The sequence below is a fragment of the Streptomyces sp. NPDC030995 genome (genome assembly GCF_055571215.1).
Genome location: NZ_JBVIFS010000011.1, coordinates 177554 through 201989, shown reverse-complemented (window position 1 = coordinate 201989; position 24436 = coordinate 177554). Strand labels below are relative to the sequence as shown.

23 protein-coding genes are annotated in these 24436 nt (G+C 72.4%); 14 read left to right on the top strand and 9 right to left on the bottom strand.

Features of this window, described 5'->3' with window-relative positions; genetic code table 11:
* Nucleotides 1–16: 16 nt before the first annotated feature.
* Together ACZ45T_RS19160 and ACZ45T_RS19155 are read right to left on the bottom strand one after the other, a co-directional pair.
* On the bottom strand, nucleotides 17–1006 hold the full coding sequence (locus ACZ45T_RS19160; RefSeq protein ID WP_468442693.1) for an acyl-CoA dehydrogenase family protein: 990 nt from the start codon (nucleotides 1004–1006) through the stop codon (nucleotides 17–19).
* Entirely contained in the window at nucleotides 1006–2151 is a 1146-nt protein-coding gene (locus ACZ45T_RS19155; RefSeq protein ID WP_468442759.1) for an acyl-CoA dehydrogenase family protein, read from the bottom strand. Before ACZ45T_RS19155 ends, ACZ45T_RS19160 begins: the two co-directional genes overlap by 1 nt.
* Before the next feature lie 62 nt (nucleotides 2152–2213).
* Here ACZ45T_RS19155 and ACZ45T_RS19150 point away from each other — a divergent pair, with 62 nt between their 5' ends.
* The 6 genes from ACZ45T_RS19150 to ACZ45T_RS19125 all read left to right on the top strand — a co-directional run bounded on the left by ACZ45T_RS19150 (nucleotide 2214) and on the right by ACZ45T_RS19125 (nucleotide 8332).
* Nucleotides 2214–3020 carry an SDR family oxidoreductase gene (locus tag ACZ45T_RS19150; RefSeq protein WP_468442691.1) on the top strand — a complete coding sequence of 269 codons (807 nt, stop codon included), beginning with the start codon at nucleotides 2214–2216 and terminating at the stop codon, nucleotides 3018–3020.
* Nucleotides 3021–3035: 15 nt separating this feature from the next.
* A complete protein-coding gene (locus ACZ45T_RS19145; protein ID WP_468442689.1) occupies nucleotides 3036–3662 on the top strand; it encodes a TetR/AcrR family transcriptional regulator in 627 nt (208 codons plus the stop codon).
* Between the two features lie 25 nt (nucleotides 3663–3687).
* Nucleotides 3688–4845, top strand: a complete 1158-nt coding sequence (locus ACZ45T_RS19140; RefSeq protein WP_468442687.1) for an acetyl-CoA C-acetyltransferase — start codon at nucleotides 3688–3690, stop codon at nucleotides 4843–4845.
* A 38-nt stretch (nucleotides 4846–4883) separates the two neighbouring features.
* A complete protein-coding gene (locus tag ACZ45T_RS19135) occupies nucleotides 4884–5882 on the top strand; it encodes an AraC-like ligand-binding domain-containing protein (protein ID WP_468442685.1) in 999 nt (332 codons plus the stop codon).
* A gap of 459 nt (nucleotides 5883–6341) precedes the next feature.
* The gene (locus ACZ45T_RS19130; protein ID WP_030707191.1) at nucleotides 6342–6548 is read left to right on the top strand and encodes a cold-shock protein; all 207 of its coding nucleotides are present in this window, start codon (nucleotides 6342–6344) and stop codon (nucleotides 6546–6548) included.
* 101 nt (nucleotides 6549–6649) lie between these two features.
* Nucleotides 6650–8332 carry a DEAD/DEAH box helicase gene (locus tag ACZ45T_RS19125; RefSeq protein WP_468442683.1) on the top strand — a complete coding sequence of 561 codons (1683 nt, stop codon included), beginning with the start codon at nucleotides 6650–6652 and terminating at the stop codon, nucleotides 8330–8332.
* Between the two features lie 121 nt (nucleotides 8333–8453).
* Here ACZ45T_RS19125 and ACZ45T_RS19120 read toward each other — a convergent pair whose 3' ends face one another.
* Genes ACZ45T_RS19120 through ACZ45T_RS19100 form a run of 5 tightly spaced genes read right to left on the bottom strand, consistent with a single transcriptional unit; the run spans nucleotide 8454 to nucleotide 12856 of the window.
* On the bottom strand, nucleotides 8454–9392 hold the full coding sequence (locus ACZ45T_RS19120; protein WP_468442681.1) for a tyrosine-protein phosphatase: 939 nt from the start codon (nucleotides 9390–9392) through the stop codon (nucleotides 8454–8456).
* Between the two features lie 30 nt (nucleotides 9393–9422).
* Nucleotides 9423–10505: an NAD(P)H-dependent flavin oxidoreductase gene (locus ACZ45T_RS19115; RefSeq protein ID WP_468442679.1), complete on the bottom strand. Its 1083-nt coding sequence runs from the start codon at nucleotides 10503–10505 to the stop codon at nucleotides 9423–9425.
* A 4-nt stretch (nucleotides 10506–10509) separates the two neighbouring features.
* A complete protein-coding gene (locus ACZ45T_RS19110) occupies nucleotides 10510–11253 on the bottom strand; it encodes a CoA-transferase subunit beta (RefSeq protein ID WP_468442757.1) in 744 nt (247 codons plus the stop codon).
* The gene (locus ACZ45T_RS19105) at nucleotides 11253–12104 is read right to left on the bottom strand and encodes a CoA transferase subunit A (protein ID WP_468442677.1); all 852 of its coding nucleotides are present in this window, start codon (nucleotides 12102–12104) and stop codon (nucleotides 11253–11255) included. The genes ACZ45T_RS19110 and ACZ45T_RS19105 overlap by 1 nt, the downstream gene beginning before the upstream one ends.
* Complete coding sequence (locus ACZ45T_RS19100) at nucleotides 12101–12856, bottom strand: enoyl-CoA hydratase family protein (protein ID WP_468442675.1); 756 nt, start codon at nucleotides 12854–12856, stop codon at nucleotides 12101–12103. Before ACZ45T_RS19100 ends, ACZ45T_RS19105 begins: the two co-directional genes overlap by 4 nt.
* Before the next feature lie 56 nt (nucleotides 12857–12912).
* Between ACZ45T_RS19100 and ACZ45T_RS19095 the strand changes: the two genes are divergently transcribed.
* The 3 genes from ACZ45T_RS19095 (at nucleotide 12913) to ACZ45T_RS19085 (ending at nucleotide 15124) form a co-directional block, all read left to right on the top strand.
* Complete coding sequence (locus ACZ45T_RS19095; protein ID WP_468442673.1) at nucleotides 12913–13677, top strand: SDR family oxidoreductase; 765 nt, start codon at nucleotides 12913–12915, stop codon at nucleotides 13675–13677.
* A gap of 1 nt (nucleotide 13678) precedes the next feature.
* Nucleotides 13679–14590, top strand: a complete 912-nt coding sequence (locus tag ACZ45T_RS19090; protein WP_468442671.1) for an SDR family oxidoreductase — start codon at nucleotides 13679–13681, stop codon at nucleotides 14588–14590.
* 87 nt (nucleotides 14591–14677) lie between these two features.
* Nucleotides 14678–15124: a VOC family protein gene (locus ACZ45T_RS19085; protein WP_468442669.1), complete on the top strand. Its 447-nt coding sequence runs from the start codon at nucleotides 14678–14680 to the stop codon at nucleotides 15122–15124.
* Nucleotides 15125–15307: 183 nt separating this feature from the next.
* Here ACZ45T_RS19085 and ACZ45T_RS19080 read toward each other — a convergent pair whose 3' ends face one another.
* Complete coding sequence (locus ACZ45T_RS19080; protein WP_468442667.1) at nucleotides 15308–15979, bottom strand: HAD family acid phosphatase; 672 nt, start codon at nucleotides 15977–15979, stop codon at nucleotides 15308–15310.
* Nucleotides 15980–16103: 124 nt separating this feature from the next.
* Entirely contained in the window at nucleotides 16104–17018 is a 915-nt protein-coding gene (locus ACZ45T_RS19075; RefSeq protein WP_468442665.1) for a hypothetical protein, read from the bottom strand.
* 107 nt (nucleotides 17019–17125) lie between these two features.
* Between ACZ45T_RS19075 and ACZ45T_RS19070 the strand changes: the two genes are divergently transcribed.
* The 5 genes from ACZ45T_RS19070 (at nucleotide 17126) to ACZ45T_RS19050 (ending at nucleotide 24434) form a co-directional block, all read left to right on the top strand.
* A complete protein-coding gene (locus tag ACZ45T_RS19070) occupies nucleotides 17126–17944 on the top strand; it encodes a serine protease (RefSeq protein ID WP_468442664.1) in 819 nt (272 codons plus the stop codon).
* 476 nt (nucleotides 17945–18420) lie between these two features.
* Complete coding sequence (locus tag ACZ45T_RS19065; protein WP_468442663.1) at nucleotides 18421–18777, top strand: chorismate mutase; 357 nt, start codon at nucleotides 18421–18423, stop codon at nucleotides 18775–18777.
* Between the two features lie 32 nt (nucleotides 18778–18809).
* A complete protein-coding gene (pepN, locus tag ACZ45T_RS19060; RefSeq protein WP_468442662.1) occupies nucleotides 18810–21362 on the top strand; it encodes an aminopeptidase N in 2553 nt (850 codons plus the stop codon).
* 244 nt (nucleotides 21363–21606) lie between these two features.
* Nucleotides 21607–23028, top strand: coding sequence for a pyridoxal phosphate-dependent decarboxylase family protein (locus ACZ45T_RS19055; protein WP_468442660.1), 1422 nt, complete (start codon nucleotides 21607–21609; stop codon nucleotides 23026–23028).
* Nucleotides 23025–24434: a lysine N(6)-hydroxylase/L-ornithine N(5)-oxygenase family protein gene (locus tag ACZ45T_RS19050; protein ID WP_468442658.1), complete on the top strand. Its 1410-nt coding sequence runs from the start codon at nucleotides 23025–23027 to the stop codon at nucleotides 24432–24434. Before ACZ45T_RS19055 ends, ACZ45T_RS19050 begins: the two co-directional genes overlap by 4 nt.
* The last annotated feature ends 2 nt before the right edge of the window (nucleotides 24435–24436 follow it).

Genomic DNA, 24436 nt, shown 5'->3' with positions numbered 1-24436 from the left:
GTTCGGCCCCCGTGACCTACTGCCGCACCCGCGCCTGAAGGACCTCCGCCCGGCAGGCCGACGGGGTTCCCCAGGCGTCCCGCAGCGGGCGGGCCTTGCGCAGCCACAGCGACAGGTCCAGCTCCTCCGTGTAGCCGACCGCGCCGTGCAGCTGGAGCGCCGTCATGGCCGCGGTGTACGCCGCCTCGCCGGCCCGCAGCTTGGCCGCCGCCACGTCGGCCGGGCTCAGCGACAGGGCCGCCGCCCACACCAGCGGGCGGGCGAATTCGAGGGCCAGGAGGGTGTCCGCCAGCCGGTGCTTCACCGCCTGGAAGGCCCCGATCGGCGTGCCGAACTGCGTGCGCTGCTTCACGTACGCCACCGTGCGGGCCAGCAGCGCCTCGCCGACGCCCAGGCACTGGGCCGCCGTCAGCAGCCGGGCCCAGCGCCCGGCCACCGCCGCCGCCCGGGCCACCGCCGGCCCCGCGGCCAGCAGCTCGGCCCCGGCCGCGGCGGGGACCGACAGCCGCCGCGCCGGGTCCATCGAGGCGAGGAGCGGACCGGCGGCGCCCGCCAGCCGCAGCTCGCCCGCCGGCGACACCGTGAAGCAGTACGTCGCCGCGTCCGCGTCCAGGGCGTACGGGCCGGCGCCCGGCAGGGTCAGCGTGGCCGAGGTCGCGCCGGCGACCAGCCCCGGCAGGAACCGCTTCGCCAGGGCCTCGTCCCCCAGCTCGGAGAGGAGTACGGACACGGCGGCGCTCTCCACCAGCGGCCCCGGAACCCCCGCCCGGCCCAGCTCCACGAAGCCGAGGGACAGCTCCAGCGGGAGCAGGCCGACACCCTCGTACGGCTCCGGCGCGGCCAGCGCGAACAGGCCCGTCTCCGCGAGCCGCGACCGCAGCTCCCGCCCCGGACCCTGCTCGCCGCCCGCCCAGGCCCGTACGGCCGCCGGGACGTCCGCCGAGGCCAGCAGGGAGCGCAGCGTACGGGCGAAGTCCGACTGCTCGTCGGTCGGCAGGAAGCGCATCAGCGGCGGCCCTTCGGGAGGCCGAGCAGCCGCTCGGCGATGATGTCGCGCTGGATCTCGTTCGTCCCCGCGTAGATCGGCCCGGCCAGGGAGAAGAGCCACGGCTCGGCCCACTCGCCGTCCGCGAGCTCCGCGTCGGCGCCCAGCAGGTCCAGCGCCGTCTCGTGCAGGGCGATGTCGTACTCCGACCAGAACACCTTGTTCAGGCTGGACTCGGCGCCGATCTTCTCCCCCGCCGCGAACCGTGAGGCGTTGGCCCAGGTGAACAGCTCGTAGGCGCGCGCCCCCACCACGGCGTCCGCCACCCGGTCGCGCAGCGCGGTGTCGCCGGGGTCGCCGGCCGCGTGCCACAAGGACACCAGCCGGTCCGCCCCGCTGAGGAACCGGCCGGGGGAGCGCAGCGTCAGCCCCCGCTCGTTGCCGGTCGTCGACATCGCGATCCGCCAGCCCTGTCCCGGCTCCCCGATCACGTCCTCGTCCGGTACGAAGACCTGGTCCAGGAAGAGCTCCGCGAAGGCGGGCTTGCCGTCGAGGCGGCCGATGGGCCGCACCGTCACCCCCGGCGCCCGCAGGTCGAACATCAGGTACGTCAGCCCCTGGTGCGGTTTCGGGGCGTCCGGGTCCGTGCGGAAGATGCCGAAGGCGCGGTCGGCGAAGGCCGCCCGGGAGGACCAGGTCTTCTGCCCGGACAGCAGCCAGCCGCCCTCGGTGCGCACCGCGCGCGACTTCAGCGAGGCCAGGTCGGAGCCCGACTCCGGCTCCGACCAGGCCTGCGCCCAGATCACCTCGCCGCTCGCCATCGACGGCAGCACCCGCGCCCGCTGCCGGGCGGTGGCGTGGTCGAAGAGGGTCGGGGCGAGGAGGTTGATGCCGTTCTGCGAGACCCGGCCGGGCGCGCCCGCCGCCCAGCACTCCTCCTCGAAGACCAGCCACCGCACGATGTCCACGCCCCGGCCGCCGTACTCCTCGGGCCAGGACACCACCGACCAGCGGTCCGCGTGCAGCCGCGCCTCCCACTCCCGGTGTGCGGCGAAACCCTCCGCCGTCTCCAGGGAGGGCAGGGGGGAGGCGGGCACGTGGGCGGCCAGCCAGGCGCGCGCCTCGGCCCGGAAGGCCTCGACCTCGGCCGTGTGGGCCAGATTCATCGTGGTGTCGTCGGGCATCGGACTCCTTCCCTAACAAGTGTTTGGTAGGTTAACGTACGGCCATGAGCAGCGTCGAGGAGTTCCGCACAGGTCCCGCCTACGTCCCCGGGCACGGCCTGCTGAAGGACCGCACCGCCGTCATCACCGCGGCCGCCGGAGCCGGGATCGGCGGGGCCACCGCCCGCCGCTTCCTGGAGGAGGGCGCCCGCGTCCTCGTCAGCGACGCCCACGCGCGACGGCTGAAGGAGACCGAGGACGCGCTCGCCGCCGAGTTCGGCGCGGACCGCGTCGCCTCCCTGCCCTGCGACGTCACCGACGAGGACCAGGTCCAGGCGCTCTTCGCGCTCGCCGAGCAGACCCACGGCGGCCTGGACATCGTCGTCAACAACGCCGGCCTCGGCGGCACCGCCGCCCTCGTCGACATGACCGACGAACAGTGGTCACGCGTCCTCGACGTCACCCTGAACGGCACCTTCCGCTGCACCCGCGCCGCGCTGCGCTCCTTCCGGGCTGCAGGCACCGGGGGCGGGGTCGTCGTCAACAACGCCTCCGTCGTCGGCTGGCGCGCCCAGACCGGGCAGGCCCACTACGCCGCAGCCAAGGCCGGGGTGATGGCGCTGACCCGCTGCGCGGCCCTGGAGGCCGCCGAGTTCGGCGTACGGATCAACGCGGTCGCGCCGAGCCTGGCCATGCACCCGCACCTGGTGAAGGTCACCAGCGAAGCGCTGCTCGCCGAACTCACCGCCCGCGAGGCCTTCGGCCGGTACGCCGAACCCTGGGAGGTCGCCAACGTCATCGTCTTCCTGGCCAGCGGCTACTCCTCGTACATGACGGGTGAGACCGTCTCGGTCAGCAGCCAGCACCCGTAGACCGAGAATGGGCCCGTGCCAACGAACAAGCCGACAGCCAAGAAGAAGCCACAGGTGACGGCCTCGCCCGAGCGGCGTCGTGAACTCCTCGACACCGCCGCCGAGGTCTTCGCCGCGCAGGGCTACAACGCCACCACCGTCCGGAAGATCGCCGACGCCGCCGGGATGCTCGCCGGCAGCCTCTACTACCACTTCGATTCCAAGGAATCGATGCTCGACGAGATCCTCTCCGCCTTCCTGAACGAACTGTGGGAGGGCTACGACACCGTCCTCGCGGCCGGTCTCGGCCCCAGGGAGACCATCGAGGCCCTCGTCACCGAGTCCTTCCGCGAGATCGACCGGCACCGCGCCGCCGTCGCCATCTACCAGAAGGAATCCCGCACCCTCTCCGCGCAGCCCCGCTTCCACTACCTGTCCGACTCGCAAGTGAAGTTCGAAAAGGCCTGGCTGGGGACGCTGGAGCGCGGCGTCGCGGCCAAGGTCTTCCGCGCCGACCTCGACATCCGCCTCACCTACCGCTTCGTGCGCGACACGGTGTGGGTGGCGGCGTCCTGGTACCGGCCGGGCGGACAGCACAGTCCCGAGGAGATCGCGCGCCAGTACCTGTCGATGGTGCTGGACGGGATCGCCCTGCGTACCTGACCGATCAGCTCACAGAGGAGTCCCGATGCCCGAGGCCTACATAGTCGACGCGGTACGCACCCCCGTGGGGCGGCGGAAGGGCGGCCTGTCGGCCGTCCACCCCGCCGACCTGGGGGCGCACGTCCTGAAGGCACTGGTCGAACGGTCCGGGGTGGACCCGGCCGCCGTCGAGGACGTGGTGTTCGGCTGCCTCGACACGGTCGGGCCGCAGGCGGGGGACATCGCACGGACGGCGTGGCTGGCGGCGGGCCTGCCGGAGGAGGTGCCGGGGGTCACGGTCGACCGCCAGTGCGGGTCCTCGCAGCAGGCGGTGCACTTCGCGGCGCAGGGCGTCCTGTCCGGCACCCAGGACCTGCTGGTCGCGGGCGGCACCCAGAACATGTCGATGATCCCGATCGCCTTCGCCTCGCGGCAGGCGGCCGAGCCGCTGGGCCTCACGCAGGGCCCGTACGCGGGCTCCGAGGGCTGGCGGGCCCGGTACGGGGACGCCCCGGTCAACCAGTTCCACGGCGCGCAGCTCATCGCGGAGAAGTGGGGGATCTCGCGACGCGACATGGAGGAGTTCGCGCTCCGCTCCCACCAGCGGGCGCTGCGGGCGATCGACGAGGGGCGTTTCGAGCGCGAGACGGTGGCGTACGGGCACGTGACGGTCGACGAGGGCCCGCGCCGGGACACCTCCCTGGAGAAGATGGCGGGCCTCAAGCCGGTCGTCGAGGGCGGCACCATCACGGCGGCGGTCTCCTCCCAGGTCTCGGACGGCGCGGCGGCCATGCTGATCGCCTCGGAGCGGGCGGTCCGCGAACACGGCCTGCGTCCGCGCGCCCGCATCCACCACCTCTCGGTCCGCGGCGAGGACCCGATCCGCATGCTGTCCGCGCCGATCCCGGCGACGGCCTACGCGCTGAAGAAGACCGGCATGTCCCTGGCCGACATCGACCTGGTCGAGATCAACGAGGCCTTCGCGCCGGTGGTGCTGGCCTGGCTGAAGGAGACCGGAGCCGACCCGGAGAAGGTCAACGTCAACGGCGGCGCGATCGCACTGGGGCATCCCCTGGGGGCGACGGGCGTGAAGCTGATGACCACCCTGCTCCACGAACTGGAACGCACGGGCGGCCGCTTCGGCCTCCAGACCATGTGCGAGGGCGGCGGCCAGGCCAACGTGACGATCATCGAGCGGCTGTAGCGCCCCTGCCCGAGCCGAGTCGGCCAAGGAGGAAGAACGTGCTTCCCGAGATGCTGTTCGAGAGCAGCGATGTGCCTGCGGCCGACCGATTCGACTGCTGGTCCCAGCTCGTCAGCCGGACCCACGCCCCTCTGGAGCTGCGCAGCGATTTCCGGAAGGACTTCACGGCCTCCCAGCGCCTCCTGGAGCTGGGGGCGGTGTCCGTGTGGCCCACCACATTCCAGCCCGTTTCCTACCATCGAACGCCGAAGCTCATCCGCCAGTCCGATCCCGACACGGTGCACCTCTCCCTGCCGTCCCTCGGATCCCTCAGAGTCACTCACGGCGATGCGAAGGTCCTCTTCAGCCCTCCCGACCTGTGCGTCATCGACACCTCTCGGCCCTTCGTCGTCCAGGCCGGTCCCGACGACGGTTCCAGCCCACACGTGGGGGTCGGGCTCGAGATGCCCAAGGCCCTGCTGCACATCCCCCGCGACCGGATCAGGGAACTGACGACGCGCCCGTTACCGGCCCGGGGCGGATTCGGATTCCTGCTGGCCCAGCTCCTCGCCCAGCTGGAATCCGGGACCGACCATTACCAGGCGTCCGACAGCAGGAGGCTGGGCACCGTCCTGACCGACCTGGTGTCCGCACTGTTCGCCCAGCACCTCGACGCCGACAACGTCCTGCCCCCGGAAACGCGCCGAAACGCCCTGGTTCTACGCATCCGCGCCTTCATCGGCCAACACTTGCACGACCCGCAGCTCACGCCACCGGTCATCGCCGCGGCCCACCACATCTCCCTCCGCTACCTTCACCTCGTCTTCCGGGGGGAAGGTACGACCGTGTCCGCCCTCATCCGTGACCAGCGGCTCGAACGGGCCCGTCGTGAACTGGCCGACCCGGCGCTTCGCGCCGCCCCCGTCTACGAGATCGCCGGGCGATGCGGGTTCCCGGGGGCCGGTGAGTTCAGCCGTGCCTTCCGTCGCGCGTACGTCTCACCCAAGGAATACCGAAATCGGGCCCCATCCGCGGTCGGGCTCCCTCCCGGGCCGTGACCTGCGGGAGGCCTGTCCCATTTCAACCGCTCGCGCGCGCCCGTGCGCCCGTGCGCCCGCGGGCGCGCGACCCCGCGTGCCCGTTGCGGCCGGCCCGGGGGCTGGTTCCTCAGCCGTCCGGATGATTCTTTTTGCCTCGGGCGGGGAGGTCCGTCCGGAGGTGGTGAACACCGTCCCGAAAGGGGAGCGGAGTGTCCTCGGCTCAAGCGGGACGGGGCTTTCGGGCCCGTCGGCCGCCGCCGCCGAGGCGGGCGGCAGGCCGCGGGCCGGCAGCGCGAAGGACGCAGGTCACACCCTTGCGGGCACCCCTACCGGCGGAGGTGTGCTAGCTTAGAGCTCGTTGCAGTTGTGGTACCCATGAACTTTATGTGCGCCTGACGGGAATGTTCCTCAGGCGCTTTTATTGTTTTGCCGGAATCTCCGGATGGGGCCCTTTGCCGCCTATTCAGGAGATTCAAAATGGCACTTGGCACCGTGAAGTGGTTCAACTCGGAAAAGGGCTTCGGCTTCATCGAGCAGGACGGTGGCGGCCCGGACGTCTTCGCCCACTACTCGAACATCGCCACCCAGGGCTTCCGTGAGCTCCAGGAGGGCCAGCGCGTGTCCTTCGACGTCACCCAGGGCCAGAAGGGCCCCCAGGCGGAGAACATCCTCCCCGCCAACTAAGTATTTCAGCTTGCCGGGGTCCGCACCGTGAGGTGCGGGCCCCGGCTTGTCTGCTGTTTCGACCTTTGTTTTACCTGCCGGTTTCAGGAGGGCTTTCTCGCATGACCAGCTCCAGCTCCGCACGACCCAGCCGCCGCCCCACCCGGGGTCGAGGTGCGGCACAGGGGCGTCCGAAGTCTGGCGCGGGACGGCAGAGGTCCGCCCCCGTTGCCCGGCCCCAGGAATTCACCATGCCCGAGCCGATCGCCCCGGCGCTGCCGCCGGTCGCCGCGTTCGAGGACATGGGCATGCCCGAGGCGCTGCTGAAGACCCTCGCCGCCCAGGGCGTCACCGAGCCGTTCCCGATCCAGGCCGCGACGCTGCCGAACTCGCTCGCCGGCCGTGACCTGCTCGGCCGCGGCCGCACGGGCTCCGGCAAGACGCTGGCCTTCGGCCTGGCGCTGCTGGCCCGTACCGCAGGCCGCCGCGCGCAGCCGAAGGCGCCGCTCGCGCTGGTCCTCGTACCGACCCGTGAGCTCGCGCAGCAGGTGACCGACGCCCTGGCCCCGTACGCCACGTCCGTCAACCTGCGCATCGCGACCGTCGTCGGCGGCATGTCGATCAACCGGCAGTCCGGCGCCCTGCGCCGCGGCGCCGAGGTGCTCGTCGCCACCCCCGGCCGTCTGAAGGACCTCATCGACCGCGGTGACGCGGACCTCTCGCAGGTCTCGATCACCGTCCTCGACGAGGCCGACCAGATGACCGACATGGGCTTCATGCCGCAGGTCACGGCGCTGCTCAAGCAGGTCGAGTCCGACGGCCAGCGGATGCTGTTCTCGGCGACGCTGGACAAGAACATCGACAAGCTCGTCAAGATGTTCCTGACCGACCCGGTCGGCCACTCCGTCGACCCGTCGGCCGGCGCGGTCACGACGATGGAGCACCACGTCCTGTACGTCATGGACGAGACCGACAAGAAGGCCGTGGCGACGCGTATAGCCGCTCGCGACGGCCGGGTGATCATGTTCGTGGACACCAAGCGTGCCGTGGACCGCATGGTCAAGAAGCTTCTCGCCGACGGCGTACGCGCCTCCGGCCTGCACGGCGGCCGCTCCCAGCCGCAGCGCAACCGCACCCTCGACTGGTTCAAGACGGGCGAGGTCACCGCGCTGGTCGCGACCAACGTCGCGGCGCGCGGCATCCACATCGACGACCTCGACCTCGTCGTGAACGTGGACCCGCCCACCGACCACAAGGACTACCTGCACCGCGGCGGCCGTACCGCCCGCGCCGGCGAGTCCGGCAGCGTGGTCACCCTGGTGCTGCCCGACCAGAAGCGGGACATGACCCGTCTGATGTCGGACGCCGGGATCTCCCCGCGCACCGCGCAGATCAAGTCCTCCGACGAGGAGCTGTCCCGGCTGACCGGCGCCAAGGAGCCCTCGGGCATCCCGGTGGTGCTGGACGTGCCGCAGCCGACCGCGCCGAAGCAGCGCAGCGGCTCCGGTTCGGGCTCCGGCTCGCGCCGCCGCTCGGGCGGGGGCGCGCCGCGTACCGGCTCTGCCACGGGTGGCGCACCGGCGGCCGGCGGCCGTGGCCGTCGCTCCGGTGGTGCCGGCTCCGGTCAGGCCCCGGCGGCCTCCGGTTCGGGCCAGGCCCGTCGTGGCCAGGGCGGCGCGGGCGGGGCCTCCGGCTCCGGCGAGCGCGGCCGGCGCACCGGGGGCGGCGCCTCCGGTGGTGCGGCCGCGGCTTCGTCGCGCAGCCGGGTCGGCTCCGCGGGCCAGGGCCGCCGCCGGGCGGTCTGACCCGTACCGAAGACGCAGGACGACGCCGGGCAGTGCATCGCGCACTGTCCGGCGTCGTCGTGTCTCCAGGCGGTCCAGGCCATCCAGGCGATCCTGGCGGTGCAGGCGGGTCCTGGCGCCCCTAGCGGACCATCCTGTTCTGGAGCTTCGCCAGCGTCCGCAGGTCCAGGCCGAGGCCTTCGGTCAGGTAGCCGTAGAAGCTGCCGTAGTCGGCCTCCAGCCGGGCCGTCGCGGAGTCCAGGTAGTCCTGGCGGACCTCTTGGAGGGGGATCAGCAGGTCCGGGTTCTGCATCCGCCCGGACTGCTTGAGGCCCGCCCGCACCCGGGCGTCGTAGGCGGCGCGGAAGGTGTTCGACGCCAGGTAGTCGCGCTCGGCGGCGTCCTCGGGGACGGCGAGGGCGCGCAGCAGGACGTAGCTCATCCAGCCGGTCCGGTCCTTGCCGGACGTGCAGTGGTACAGGAGCGGGCCCTGGGTGCCGTTCGCGATCTCCCGCAGGGTCGTCGCGAACTGCGCCCGGTTCTCGGGGCTGCTCACGAAGGTGCGGTAGATGTCGCGCATGTAGGCCTCGGCGCGGCCGCTGCCGAGCATCTGCTCCTGCGTGACGGGGTCGCCGCTGGCGATCGCGCCGACGAGGGTCCCGTACAGGCCGAGGTCGCTGACCGGGCGGGAGGTGGGGGCGAGTCCGGCGGGCAGCTTGTCGGCGCCGTCGTACTGGACCTCCATGGGGATGCGGAAATCGATGACCTTCGTGAGGCCGAGACCGGAGACGGTGGTGACGTCCGCGTCGGTCAGCTTGCTCAGTGCGTCGGAGCGGTAGACCAGCCCCTGGCGGACCTGGCCACCCGTCCAGGTGCGGTAGCCGCCGATGTCCCGGACGTTGACGGCGCCCTGGAGGGTGATCTGGCGAATCGTTTCGGCTTGCTGCTGGTGCCAGTGCGGCCGGGCACTGACCCCGGCGCCGGGTGCCGTTGCCGCCGCGTACGCGGAGGCGGGCAGGGTCCCGATGACGAGGGCGGCGGCGGCCGCCGCGGTCACCAGGCGGATGCGGGCACGGCTCATGTGGGCAACTCCTGTGACGGAGAAGGGGGATCACCCTGGTGGTGGCAGGGTGCGGAGCGAGTGCAGTGCTTGGAGTGCTTCCAGCACCTGTTGTGCCTCGGCCATGACGCGGGAGACGAGCTCCGCACAGGACGGGAGATCGTCGATCACCCCCGCGACCTGGCCCGATGCCATGACGCCGAGGTCCGTACGGCCCTCGACCATGGACGCCTTGAGGAGCATCGGGGTGTTCGCGGCGAGCAGGACCTGGCTCCAGGACAGGTCCTTGCCGTGTTTCATCGCGAGGCCGTCGCGGACCATCCGCCGCCAGCTCAGACCGGACAGCTCCTTGAAGCCGGCCGCGTGCCGGACCGCCCGGGCCAGCGCCCGGATGCGGCCCGCCCGCTCCAGGGAGTCGACCAGCTCGGTGCGGAGCATGCGGTGCGGCAGTCCGTCGACGGCCGTGGTGACGGTGACGTCCTTGACCGTGGCCTTCAGGTACTCGGCCTTCACGGCGTCCGGGACGGTGGAGTCCGAGGTCAGCAGGAAACGGGTGCCCATGGCGATGCCCGCGGCCCCGTAGGACAGGGCCGCGACCAGGCCGCGGCCGTCACTGAAGCCGCCCGCCGCGACCACGGGGATGCCCACGGCGTCCACGACCTGGGGCAGCAGCACGGTCGTCGCCACGTCCCCGGTGTGCCCGCCGCCCTCGCCGCCCTGCACGATCACCGCGTCGGCGCCCCAGGCGGCCACCTTCTCGGCGTGCCGCCGGGCCCCGATCGAGGGGATGACCACCACGCCCGCGTCCTTCAGCCGCCCGATCAGCTCCTTGGAGGGCGCGAGGGCGAAGGAGGCGACCCGGACCCCCTCGTCGATGATCAGCTCGGCGCGCTCGGCCGCGTCCCCGGCGTCCGCGCGCAGGTTGACCCCGAAGGGGGTCCCGGGCGCGGTGCGAGCCTTGACCTCGCGCACCGCCGACCGCAGCTGGTCCACGGTCATCGTCGCCGAGGCCAGGATCCCGAGGGCCCCCGCGTTCGCCGCGCCCGACACCAGGCGGGGGCCGGCGACCCAGCCCATGCCCGTCTGCACGATCGGGTGCCGGACGCCGACCAGCTCGGTGAATGCCGTCTCCATCGGATCAGACCCGCACTTCCCGGTCGCGCAGCCCCCGGGGATCGATGACCTCGCGGATGAGCCGCAGCTCCTCGGCGCTCGGCTCCCGGGTGTACGGGACCTGCTCGGCGACGGCCAGGTCGAAGCCGGTGGCCGCCCGGACCTGCTCGACGCTGACCCCCGGATGGACCGAGGCCAGGCGCATCGTGTGGCCGGGGCCGGTGAAGTCGAAGACGCCGAGGTCGCTGACCACCCGGGGGAGGCGGTGGTAGCGGGTCACCCCGGCGGCCTCGGCGCGGTCGTGACCGACGCCGCTGACCATGTCGACGCGCTCGACGAACACCCGGGTGGAGTGCTTGGGGATCCAGTAACTCACCGGGTTGTTCAGGGTGTTGACGGGTGCGCCGCGCACCCCGAGGAGCTGGCGCGTCGGCCGCTCCCAGTCGCCGATGCAGGAGATGTTCTGGTTGCCGAAGCGGTCGATCTGGCTGGCGCCCATCATCACGTGCCGCTTGCCGCCGGTGACCATGGTCAGGTGCCGCCGGTACGGGAGCCAGCCCTCGGCCGTGCCGTCGAGTCCGACGAGCAGGGCCTCGCCGTCGGTCAGGAGCAGGTCGGGGGAGAAGGTCCGCTTCGCGAGGCGGGCGCCGAAGGACGGGATCAGGCCCATCGGGCTGGCGAGCACCTCGCCGTTGTCCCGCCAGGCCTCGGCGCAGGCGATCACGCAGTATTCGGATCGGGTGGGCGGCAGGAGGGGGGAACGGCTGATCACTTCTGCTCCTCGTGCCAGGTCCGGACGGCGGACTGGTAGTCGTGCTCGCCCGCCCCGGAGAGGAAGCGCTCGGCGAACTCGGGCCAGGGTGTGGTCGCGTAGAGCTTCTGGAAGGCCTCGTCGCGGTCGTAGTCGGGGACGCAGGAGGTGAAGTGCGCGCCGTTCGGGGTCTCCACGACCCCGGTGACGGAGTGGCGGCTGACGAGGAGCGACTGCGGGGGGCCCGCCTTGCCGAGCTCGGCGGTCTCGACGAGCTGCTCGCAGGAGACGTAGGCGGCGTCGGCGGCCTCGCAGAAGAGGTCGTCGAAGTAGGGGTCCGGGCCCAGGTACTGGGCGTTGCCCAGGCGGTCGGCCCGGTTCAGGTGGACCAGGGCGGCGTCCATGCGCAGGGCGGGGACGGCGACGAGCTCCTCGCCGTCGGCGTAGGGGGAGGTGACGGTGCGCAGCTCCGGGTTGACCCGCATCACGTCGGAGCCGAGGCCGGCGCGGACGGGGAGGAAGGGCAGCCGGTTCGCGGCGGCGTGCAGGCCCCACATGAACATGGCCTCGTCGAGCTCGGTGAGGGTGAAGGCGGCGCGCTCGCGGGCGGCCCGGAAGTGGGGCTCCAGCGGGATGGAGTCGAGGGTGGCGAAGGGGGCGACGAGCCTCTTGATCCGGCCCGCGGCGGCCAGCAGGCCGACGTCGGGGCCCCCGTACGAGATCACGGTGAGGTCGGTGACGTCGGAACGCAGCAGTGCGCGCACCAGGGCCATGGGCTTGCGCCGGGAACCCCAGCCGCCGATGCCGATGGTCATTTCGCTGCGCAGCTGCCCGACGACCTCTTCGGGGCTCATGGTCTTGTCGGTCATGCGGTGTGTCCCTGTCCCTTCCCGAAGGTGTCGCGGACCCGGTCGGCCACCCCGCTGAGGTTGGCCTCGAAGGTGAAGCCCTGCTCGAAGCGGTAGCTGCGGCGCACGTCCACGGGATCGATGCCGTTGATGGCCGCCTTGGCCAGCCGGATGAGATGGCCGTCCTTCTTCGCGATCTCGGCGGCCAGCTCCAGGGCGGCGGCGCGCAGTTCGCCCGGCGGGACCACCTTCCAGACCGAGCCGTGCGCGTGCAGTTCGGCGGCGGTCGCGGTGCGCGAGGTGTAGTACAGCGTGCGCATCAGGTGCTGGGGGACGAGCCGGGCCAGGTGGGTGGCGGCGCCGAGAGCACCCCGGTCCAGCTCGGGCAGGCCGAAGGTGGCGTCGTCGGAGGCGACGATCGCGTCGGCGTTGCCGACGAGGCCGATGCCGCCGCCCAGGCAGAAGCCGTTCACGGCCGCGACCACCGGCACCTCGCACTCGTAGACGGCGGCGAAGGCCTCGTAGCAGCCCCGGTTGGCGCCGATGAGGGAGGCGTGGCCGGCGTCGCGCTGCATCTCCTTGATGTCGACGCCGGCGTTGAAGCCGCGGCCCTCGGCGGCGAGGATCACGCACCGGACCTCGGGGTCGCGGCCGGCGGCGCGCAGGGCGTCGGCGAGGTCGTACCAGCCCTGCACGGGCAGCGCGTTGACGGGCGGGAAGTCGACTGTGACGAGTGCGATGCCCTTGTCCGGGCTGGAGGTGGAGACACCCATGAGCGGATCAGCTACCTTTCCACCAAACATTTGTTAGGTGAGGAAGGTAGCAGCCTATGGAGCTCGACGGGAGGGTCGTCGTCGTCACCGGGGGAACCCGCGGCGTCGGCGCCGGAATCGCCCGGTCGTTCCTCGCGGTCGGCGCCGAAGTCGTCGTCTGCGCCCGGCGGCCACCGCAGGAACCGGTGTCCGCGGGCGGCCGAGAGGCGTCCTTCACCGCGGTCGACCTGCGCGATCCGGCGGCCGTACAGGACTTCTTCGGCTCGCTCGCGGAGCGGTACGGGCGGCTCGACTGCCTGGTCAACAACGCGGGCGGGACCCCGTACCGGCTGCTCGGCGAGGGCGAGGCACAGCGCCACGCACGGGTCGTCGAGCTCAACCTGGTGGCGCCGATGACGGCCTCGCTGGCCGCTTACCCGTGGCTGCGGCAGGCCCGCGGCTCGGTGGTGATGATCGGCAGCGTCAGCGGCACCCGGCCCTCGCCGGGCACGGCGGCGTACGGGGCGGCGAAGGCGGGCCTGGAGAACCTGGCCCGGTCCATGGCCGTGGAATGGGCGCCCGAGGTACGGGTGAACTCCCTCGTCCTGGGCATGGTGCGGACCGAGCTGGCCCACCTGCACTACGGGGACGCGGCCGGGATCGCGGCCGTGGGCGCGACCGTCCCGCTGGGGCGGCTCGCGGAACCCTCCGACGTGGGCGAGGCCGCGGTGTTCCTGGCCTCCGCCGGGGCGGCGTACGTGAGCGGGGCGAGCCTGCTGGTGCACGGGGGCGGGGAGCGCCCGGCGTTCTTGGATGCGGCAACTGTCAACAAGGAGAGCTGACATGGCGGGACTGTGCGAGGGCCGGGTCGTGATCGTGACGGGTGCGGGGCGGGGGCTGGGGCGGGCCCACGCGCTGGCCTTCGCGGCCGAGGGGGCGAAGGTCGTCGTGAACGACCTGGGGGTCGGGCTGGACGGGCTGCCGGGTCCGGACGGTCCGGCGAGCCCGGTCGTCTCCGAGATCCGCGCGCTGGGCGGGGAGGCGGTGGCGCACGGCGGGGACATCGCGACGTCCGAGGGCGCGGCCTCCCTGGTGGCGACGGCCGTCGACACCTTCGGCCGCCTGGACACCCTGGTCAACAACGCGGGGTTCCTGCGGGACCGGATGCTGGTCAACCTGGACGAGGACGACTGGGACGCGGTCGTGCGGGTGCACCTGAAGGGGCACTTCCTGCCGCTGCGGTCGGCGGCCGCGTGGTGGCGGGCGGAGGCGAAGGCCGGCCGGCAGGCGGCGGCCCGGGTGGTCAACACCTCCTCGGGGGCCGGGCTGCTGGGCTCCGTCGGGCAGGGTAACTACAGCGCGGCCAAGGCGGGGATCCTCGGCATGACCCTGGTCGCCGCGGCGGAGATGGGCCGGTACGGGGTCCAGGTCAACGCGATCGCCCCCGCGGCGCGGACCCGGATGACGGAGCAGACCTTCGCGCAGACCATGGCAGCCCCGGCGGAGGGCGACTTCGACGCGATGGCCCCGGAGAACGTGTCCCCGCTGGTGGTGTGGCTCGGTTCCGATGCCTCGGCCGGTGTCACGGGCCGGGTCTTCGAGGCGGAGGGCGGCCGGATCACGGTGATGGAGGGCTGGCGGCCGGGCCCCACGGCGGACCGGGGAGCGCGCTGGACTCCGTCGGAGGCGGGGGAGGCCACGCTGAAACTGCTCGCCGCGGCCGAGGTCCCGCAGCCGGTGTACGGCGCGCGGTGACCCCGGCGGCGGGCCTGGGCCCCGGCTCGGCGGACAGGGCCTAGGGTTCCTGGTCCGGGACAAGAGCCGAAGGGGCACGATCCAACGATGGCCGTCACACCGACCCCGCAGAAGATCACCACGTTCCTGATGTTCGAGGGGCGAGCCGACGAGGCGATGCTCTTCTACACCTCGCTGTTCGACGACGCGGAGATCCTGTCCGTGAGCCGCTACGGCCCCGACGAGACCGGGCCCGGCGCCGGGCAGGAGGGAACCGTGCGCCACGCGACCTTCTCCCTGGCGGGGCAGCGGTTCATGTGCATCGACAGCCCGGCCAAGCACGAGTTCGGTTTCACGCCCGCGATGTCGCTGTACGTCCAGTGCGAGGACGAGGCCGAGATCGACCGCCTCTACGGCGCGCTCGCCGAGCAGGGGCAGGAGCTCATGCCCCTGGGCTCGTACGGATTCAGCGCCCGGTTCGGCTGGGTGAACGACCGCTTCGGCGTCTCCTGGCAGCTGAACGTCGCGGCCCCGCCGAGCGAAGGCGGGCAGTGACCGCGCTCGACCGCTGATCCGGGGCCGGGGGCCGGGGGCCGGGGCTGGCCGGGGCCGGGCACGGAAACGGGCCCGGCCCCCTGGCGAGGGGTCGGGCCCGGGTCTTCACCGGTGCGGTGGGATATGACTACCCGCTACATGCACGTGCTGAACCGCAGCAGGCCCATCATGTTGTCCGTCGGGTCAGGACAGCTTGCCGTCGTAGTCCGGCAGCTTGACCGTGCGCTCGGCGTGACCGCCGACGAGGTCGGTCGGGCTGTTGCCGATGTTGGCGATGATCGTGTAGCCGCGCGCCTCGATCTCCGCGCGCTTGCCCGTCTTGTAGGCGCTGACCTCGTCGAACAGGTCGGGCAGGTCACGGACGTAGAGGCCCGAGACCGGGTAGCCGACGGCCTTGAGGTTGCGCTCGGTGAGGGAGTGGATGATCCCGGGGCGGGCGGTGACGAAGAAGATGGCGACCCCGCGCTCGTTCGCGTACCGGGTCAGCTCGCGCACCTTGGAGATCGCGGGGGTCGGGAACGTCCAGAACCAGTGGAAGTCCGTCTCCAGCGAGGTGTTGTCGATGTCGAGGACGATCGCGGGCTTCTCGCCGGCGGGCGAGGCGGCGATGCGCTGCTCGATGGCGGGGCGGGCGGCGTCGATGACGGCGGCGACGTCCCGCTGCCAGGTGGCGTAGTCGATGCCGAGAATCGCGGCGTTGCCGCCGGGCGCGGACGCGGTCGCGGACACGGATGCCGACGCGGTGGCGGGGGCCGCCTGCGCGGCGGTGGCCGGAACCAGCGTCAGGACGGCGGCCGCTGCGGCCACGCCTGCGGCGGCGGTACGGGTCATACGGGTGCGGCGGGTGCTGCGCATGGGGGGCGCTCCTCGGTCACGAATTGGCATGTGCGTGACCAGAGTTGGCGAGATCCCGACGCATGTCTACCGACCGGTAGGAAATCTTTCATGGCCGGGCGGTGAATGATCTTGGGATGGGGGCTTATGTGTCGCAATCGAGCACGGTCCGGCACAGCCCGCACCGCGCCCGGAGCCGCCCGCGCACCGGCACCCGCAGCCGCTGCTCGCACACCGGGCACGGAAAGCTCACGCGCAGCCCGCTCCCGTCGCGGTCGAAGCGGTACGCCGCCCCCCGCGGCCGCGCCTGCGCCGGCCCCTGCGGCGAAGTGGCGCCGGCGCGCCGGTCCTTGGCGTAGCGGAGCCGGGCCACCCGGCCCGCCGCGGAGAGCGGGGGCCGGCGCAGGTCCCGCTCGGCCAGCGCGCGCCCGCGCACGTAGGCCTCGTAGGCCTGCGGGCTGGTGAACCAGGTGGAGGGGTCCTCGCCGAGCAGTGCGGCGCGCTTGGCGAGGACGTAGCCGAACTCCTCCGGGGTGAGGTAGCCGAACTTCTGGTGGGTGAGCGCGTCCTCGCGGTAGGCGTCGAGGAGCAGCCAGCCCACCCCGAGGTACGCGGCGGCGGTGTCGGTGAGGATCTCGTTGCGCGCGGTGTCGGGGAAGCCCAGCTCCAGCCGGTGCAGCAGCACGTGGGTGATCTCGTGGGACAGGGCCGCCGCCAGGTCGCGGCGGTGGGTGCGGAAGCGGTCGTTGACCTCGATGAAGTACTCGGGGCCCGCGGCCAGTTCCACGGTGGCCGCCTGCTCCATCGGCCGGAAGGCGACCACCATGCGCGCGTCGGGCAGCCGGAGCGCATGCACCATCGCGGAGGCCACCCGCTGCGCCCCCAGGTGCAGGTCGTCGGCGGCGTCGAAGGCCGCGTCGGCGGGGGAGAAGCTCGCGCCGTAGGCGCGGATCCCGTCGGCCGACAGCCGCCGGAAGAGCGCGGTGATCGAGCTCCGCACCGTCGTCAGATGTGGAAATCCGTGCTCGATCGGGCCGCCCGGCCCGCCGTTCTCCGTCATCGGATCCCCCTCGCCGCAAACCCTGTCGTGTCGAACACGAGTTGGCCGAAAGTGCGTTCTTGATGCCCGCCATACGGCTGCTGTGTCATGGACGTGTCATTCACCCGATGACACGCACGGCCCAACCCCCCACGAAAGGCAGTGTGTTGACTGTGAGTACCTTCACGCGATTCTTGAAGCGCACTCTCGCCGTCGGCGCGGTCGCCCTCGCAGCCGTCAGCCTCCAGCCCGGCAGCGCCACCGCCGGCACCGCCCCCGTCGTCGGCGGCACCCGCGCCGCCCAAGGCGAGTTCCCCTTCATGGTGCGCCTCTCCATGGGCTGCGGAGGCGCCCTCTACACCCAGCAGATCGTCCTCACCGCCGCCCACTGCGTCAGCGGCTCCGGCAACAACACCTCCATCACCGCCACCGCCGGAGTCGTCGACCTCAACAGCTCCAGCGCCATCAAGGTCAAGTCCACCAAGGTCCTCCAGGCCCCCGGCTACAACGGCACGGGCAAGGACTGGGCCCTGATCAAGCTCGCCCAGCCCATCAACCTGCCCACCCTCAAGATCGCCGAGACCAAGGCCTACGACAACGGCACCTTCACCGTCGCCGGCTGGGGCGCCACCCGCGAGGGCGGCAGCCAGCAGCGCTACCTGCGCAAGGCCACCGTCCCCTTCGTCTCCGACGCCAGCTGCCAGGCCTCGTACGGCAGCTCCCTCGTCCCGGCCGAGGAGATCTGCGCCGGCTTCGACGAGGGCGGCGTCGACACCTGCCAGGGCGACTCCGGCGGCCCGATGTTCCGCCGCGACAACGCCGGCGCCTGGATCCAGGTCGGCATAGTCAGCTGGGGCGAAGGCTGCGCCCGCCCCGACTACCCGGGCGTCTACACCGAGGTCTCCACCTTCGCCGCCGCGATCAAGAGCGCAGCGGCCGGAATGTAGCCCACGCTCGCCCTTCCGGCCGGGCGCGAACCGGCCGGAAGGGCGAGGCGCCATACCCCAAATGTACGCAAGCTCTGCCGAAAGGCAGCAAAGCTGCGGTTGCGGTTGCGGTTGCGGTTGCGGGCGCACGCGGGCACCGGTCCCACGGGAAGCGGCCGGCGACGGCAGCGGGCGAGTGGTCATCGTCACCACCTCCGGCCTAGGGGGTGTCCGGGCGAGTACGTCCACGCGGCACTCCACGGCGCAGCGCCCGGCTTCCTCCTGAAGGACGCAAGCCCGGCCGCGCCGGTTGAAGCGGTCCGCGCACATTCCAGCCCCGCCGGCGTTCGAGGCGCGGGGTCCGGGGCGGAGCCCCGGGAGGCCCCGGCGCAGCCGCCGAGCCACCGCGCCCCCGCTGGAGCGCTCGTAGGGGGGTCCCCGTCTCACTGGCCGACTGCCCGAGGACGCACCCGCCGCCGCCACGTATTCTCGGGACCATGAGCATCAGCAACATCAACAACGGCAACGGTGACGGCGAGCGCAAGGACGCAACCGGCATCGACGCGAGCGTCGCCGCCGAACTCGCCCGCCTGCGCGACAGCATCGACAACATCGACGCGGCCGTGGTCCACATGCTCGCCGAACGCTTCAAGTGCACCCAGCAGGTCGGCCACCTCAAGGCCCGCCACCAGCTGCCCCCCGCGGACCCCAGCCGCGAGGCCAGCCAGATCGCCCGGCTGCGCCAGCTCGCCGAAAACGCCAAACTCGACCCGGCCTTCGCCGAGAAGCTCCTCAACTTCATCATCGCCGAGGTCATCCGCCACCACGAGACGATCGCCGCCGGCGAGGAATAAGAGCACCGGGTCCGGCCGCCCACTGGGGCAGCATGGGCCCCATGTCCGCACTGACGCGCACCGAAGCGCAGCTCCGAGCCCGGCTCCTCGACGTCCACCACTACGCCGTCACCCTCGACCTCACCGGCGGGGAAGACACCTTCGACTCCACCACCGTCATCCGGTTCACCGCCCGCACCGCCGGAGACACCTTCGTAGAGCTGAAGCCGGACCAGCTGCGCTCCGCCACCCTCGACGGCAACCCCCTCGACCCGGCGGCCCTCGACGACAACCGTCTCCCGCTCACCGGCCTCACCCAAGGCCCCCACGAACTGCGCCTCGACACCCGCATGCGGTACTCCCGCACCGGCGAGGGCCTGCACCGCTTCACCGACCCCGCGGACGGGCACACGTACGTCTACAGCCAGCTGTTCCTGGACGATGTCCAGCGGGTCTTCCCGGCCTTCGACCAGCCCGACCTCAAGGCCGTCTTCGAGTTCACCGTCACCGCCCCCGACCACTGGACCGTCCTCGCCAACGGCATCACCACCCGCACCGGCGACCGCGACGGCGACGGCGCCGGCATCTGGCAGTCCGCCCCCACCCCCGTCATCTCCACCTACCTCGCCGCCGTCGCCGCGGGCCCCTGGCACAGCGTGCGCATCGAACACGCCGGACTGCCCTTCGGCATCCACTGCCGCCAGTCCCTCGCACCCCACATGGACGCCGACGCCGAGGAAATCCTCTCCGTCACCAGGGACTGCTTCGACCGCTACCAGGAGAAGTTCACCGAGCCCTACCCCTTCGACTCCTACGACCAGGCCTTCGTACCCGAGTTCAACGCCGGCGCCATGGAGAACCCCGGCCTCGTCACCTTCCGCGACGAGTTCATCTTCCGCTCCGCCGTCACCGACACCGAACGCCAGTCACGCGCCATGGTCATCGCCCACGAGATGGCCCACATGTGGTTCGGCGACCTCGTCACCCTCGCCTGGTTCGACGACATCTGGCTCAACGAATCCTTCGCCGAATACATGGGCTACCAGACCCTCACCGAAGCCACCCGCTTCACCGACACCTGGACCGACTTCGGCGTCACCCGCAAGCCCTGGGGCTACGACGCCGACCAGCGCCCCTCCACCCACCCCGTCGCCCCCGCCCCCCAAGACGTCCCCGACACCGCCTCCGCCCTCCTCAACTTCGACGGCATCTCCTACGCCAAGGGTGCCTCCGCCCTGCGCCAGCTCGTCGCCTGGCTCGGCGAGAAGGACTTCCTGGCCGGCATCAACACCCACTTCGCCCGCCACAAGTTCGCCAACGCCTCCCTCGCCGACTTCGTCGAATCCCTCGCCGCCCACACCGAACGCGACGTCCGCGCCTGGGCCGACAGCTGGCTGCGCACCACCGGCATCGACACCCTCACCCCGCGGGTCGAGGAGGGCGCCGCCGGCTGGACCCTCACCGTCGACCGCCACGGCAGCCGCCCGCACCACATCACCGTCGGCGTCTACGACCGCGACCCCGCCGGCGGCGGCACCCTGGAACCGCGCGAACACCTCGACCTCGACATCCCCTCCGACGAGATCATCTCGGTGAGCGGCGCACGCCCAGCCCTGCTCCTCCTCAACGACGGAGACCTCACCTACGCCAAGGTCCGGCTCGACCAGGCCTCCGTCGAAACGGTCCTGCACGGCCTCTCCGGCATCCCCGACGCCCTCACTCGCGCCGTCGTCTGGAACTCCCTGCGCGACATGGTCCGCGACGGCGAACTCGCCCCGCAGGAGTACCTGCTGACCGCCGCCGCACACCTGCCCGAGGAACACGACCTGGCCATCGTCCAGGGCGTCCTCGCCTTCGCCCGGCACCACATCGCCGTACGCTACCTCGCCCCCGAGGAGCGGACCGCGGCGCTCACCACCCTCACCACCATCGCCCACGACCTGCTCCGCCAGACCGAGGACGGCTCCGAGCCCGGCCGGCGGCTGACCGCCGTACGCGCCCTCATCGACAGCGCCACCCAGCCCGACACCATCGCCTCCTGGCTCGCCGACGACACCGTCCCCGGCGGACCCGGGATCGACCCCGAGCTGCGCTGGCGCATCCTCGCCCGCCTGGCCGTCCTCGGCGCCGTCGGGGAGGGCGAGATCGCCGCCGCGCTGGCCGCCGACCCCAGCGCCACCGGCGAGGAAGGCGCGGCCCGCTGCCGCGCCGCACTCCCCACCATCGAGGCCAAGGCCGCGGCCTGGGACCGGCTCTTCCACGACGACACCCTGTCCAACTACCTCTTCAGCGCCACCGCGCAGGGCTTCTGGCAGCCCGAACAGGCCGACCTCGTACGGGATTACGTGCCCCGCTACTACCCGGAGGCCGTCGCCCTCGGCGCCCGCCGGGGCCCCGCCATCGGGGAGGCGGCCGGCAAGTGGGCCTTCCCCGCCTACGCCGTCGACGAGACCAACCTCCAGGCCGGCCACGCCTGCCTCGCCGACCCGGACATCCTCCCGCTCCTGCGCCGCAAGCTCGTCGACCAACTCGACGACCTGGCCCGCGCCCTCCGAGTCCTGACCACCCCCGGCCCCGCCGGCCCTCTCAGCCCCTCCGGCGTTTGAGGAGCGGGGTTCGGGGCGGAGCCCCGGATCTCTGAGCCCCGGGCGATCGAGGCGCGGGTCCGGGCAGAGCCCGGCGGGGCGGCGGGCCCCGCCCGGCCCCGCCGGGCTCCACCCCCGCCGGGCCCCCGCAGGGCACCCGCACCGGTAAACCCCGGACAAACCCCGGCGGTTACCCCATTCGGGTCGGATCGTTGTACTGGCAGGGTGCCCCGCCCCGCACCCCTCCCAGCCCCGGAGGACCCCGATGACCGCGCCGCCCGGCAATGGCAACGGCACAGGCAAAGGCAACGGCACAGGCACCCCACCCCTCGCCGGGGGCCCAGACGGGCCGGCCGCCCTGCGGCCCCTCCTCGACACCGTCCTCGAAGCCCTGCACACCGGAGCCCGGGAACGCGGCGGGCCACTGCCGGCCGGCGGCCCCGACGCCGTCGCCGCCCGCGTCCGCGCCGCACTGGGCGACGTACTGCCCGCACACGGAACCGGCGACCACGAAGCGCTGCGGACCCTCGTGCACACCCTCGCCGCCGGCGCCGCGGACCCCGCCGACCCCCTGTGCGCGGCCCACCTGCACTGCCCGCCGCTCGCCGTCGCGGCCGCCGCCGACCTCGCCGCCAGCGCCCTCAACCCCTCCCTCGACTCCTGGGACCAGGCCCCCGCCGCCTCCGCCGTCGAAGCCCTCCTCACCCGCGCCCTCGCCGCCGAGTTCTACGCCACCCCCCACGCCGACGCCCTCGTCACCACCGGCGGCACCGAAGCCAACCAACTCGCGCTCCTCCTCGCCCGCGAACGCCACGGACCAGCGCTCACCGTCCTGCACGGAGCCAACGCCCACCACTCCGTCCCCCGCGCCGCCTGGCTCCTCGGCCTGCCCCCCGCCGTCGCCGTCCCCACCCCCGCCGGCACCCTCGACCCCGCCCGCCTCGCCGAAGCGCTCGCGGCCGCCCCCGGCCCCACCCTCGTCACCGCCACCGCCGGCACCACCGACGCCGGACTGATCGACCCCCTCCACCGCATCGCCGACCTCTGCGACCGCTACGGCGCCGACCTCCACATCGACGCCGCGTACGGCGGCCTCCTCGCCCTCAGCCCCCGCCACCGCGACAAACTCGCCGGACTCGGCCGCGCCCACTCGATCACCATCGACCTGCACAAACTCGGCTGGCAGCCCGTCGCCGCAGGACTCCTCGCCGTCCCCGACACCGCCCTGCTCGCCCCCCTCGCCCACCAGGCCGGCTACCTCAACGCCACCGACGACACCGAAGCCGGCCTGCCCGACCTCCTCGGCCGCTCCCTGCGCACCACCCGCCGCCCCGACGTCCTCAAGATCGCCGCAACCCTGCGCTCACTGGGCCGCGACGGCCTCATTCACCTCATCGACCACACCTGCCACCTCGCACAGCACCTCGCCCGGCTCCTCGACGCCCACCCCGGCTTCGAACTCCACGCGGCGCCCACCATCAGCACCGTCCTCTTCCGGCCCACCCACGCCGACGACGACGCGCTCGCCACCCTGCGCCGCACCCTCCTGCACGAAGGCCGCGCCGTCCTCGGCCGCACCCACGCCGACGGCCGCCTGTGGTTCAAAGCCACTCTGCTCAACCCGCACACCACGGCGGGGGACCTGGACACCCTGATCGCCCTCCTGGAAGGCAGCACCCAGCGATGACCGCCCAGCTCGACGCCCCCCACGACCTCGTCGGAATCGGCATCGGCCCCTTCAACCTGTCCCTCGCGGCCCTTGCCCACGGCCTGCCGCAACAAGGAGCAGGGGAACTCGCCACCGCCTTCTACGACCAGCGCCGCGACTTCCGCTGGCACCCCGGACTCCTCATCGACGGAGCCACCCTCCAAGTCCCCTTCCTCGCCGACCTGGTCACCCTCGCCGACCCGGCCAGCCCCTGGAGCTTCCTCAGCTACCTCAAGCACAAGGAACGGCTCTTCCCCTTCTACTTCGCCGAGCAGTTCCACATCCACCGCGCCGAATACGACGCCTACTGCCGCTGGGTCGCCGGCCGCGTCCCCGGACTCCACTTCGGCCACCAAGTCGACGCCGTCCGCTGGAACCCCGAACGCGACCTCTTCGAAGTCGACTTCACCCAACTCGACTCCGCCGGCGAAGCCGAAGCCCTCGGCCGCACCTACACCCGCCACCTCGCCCTCGGCATCGGCACCGCCCCCTACATCCCCGCACCCCTGCGCCCCCTCGCCGAAGCCCCCACCGTCCCCGTCATCCACTCCGCCGACTACCTCGACAACCGCCCGCGCATCCTCGGCGCCGAACACGTCACCGTCATCGGATCAGGCCAGTCCGGAGCGGAAGTCTTCCTCGACCTGCTCCGCGCCCGCCCCGCCGGCCGCGAACGCCTCACCTGGCTCGCCCGGACCCCCTCCTTCGCCCCCATGGAGTACTCCAAGCTCGGCCTCGAACACTTCACCCCCGACTACACCCGCTACTTCCACTCCCTCCCCGAACCCGTACGCGACCGACTCGTCCCCGCCCAATGGCAACTCCACAAGGGCATCGACGCCGACACCATCGCCGCCATCCACGAGGAGCTCTACCGCCGCACCCTCCACGGCGGCTGGCCCGACGCCGTCCTCACCCCCGGAGTCAGCGTCCGTACCGCCGGCCGCGTCGCCACCACCAAGGTCGAACTCCACCTCGAACACGTCGAACAAGGCACCCGCTCCCGCCTCACCACCGACGCCGTCGTCCTCGCCACCGGCTACCAGGAACGCCCCCTCGGCCGCCTCCTCGCAGGCCTCGACCCCTACCTGCGCAAGGACTCCTCCGGCCGCCCCCGCATCGACGACCGCCACCGGATGATCCTCGACCCCACCGTCACCGGCAGCATCTTCGTCCAGAACGGCGAACGCCACACCCACGGCGTCGGAGCCCCCGACCTCGGCCTCGCCGCCTGGCGCAGCGCCGCCATCCTGAACACCCTCACGGGCAAGGACCCCTACCCCCAGCCCGCACGCACCGCCTTCACCACCTTCGGCCTCGACCAGCGGGAGCACACCCGCCCCCAACCCGCAGGCGAACTGCTCCCGCTGGTCGAACACCCCTAGCG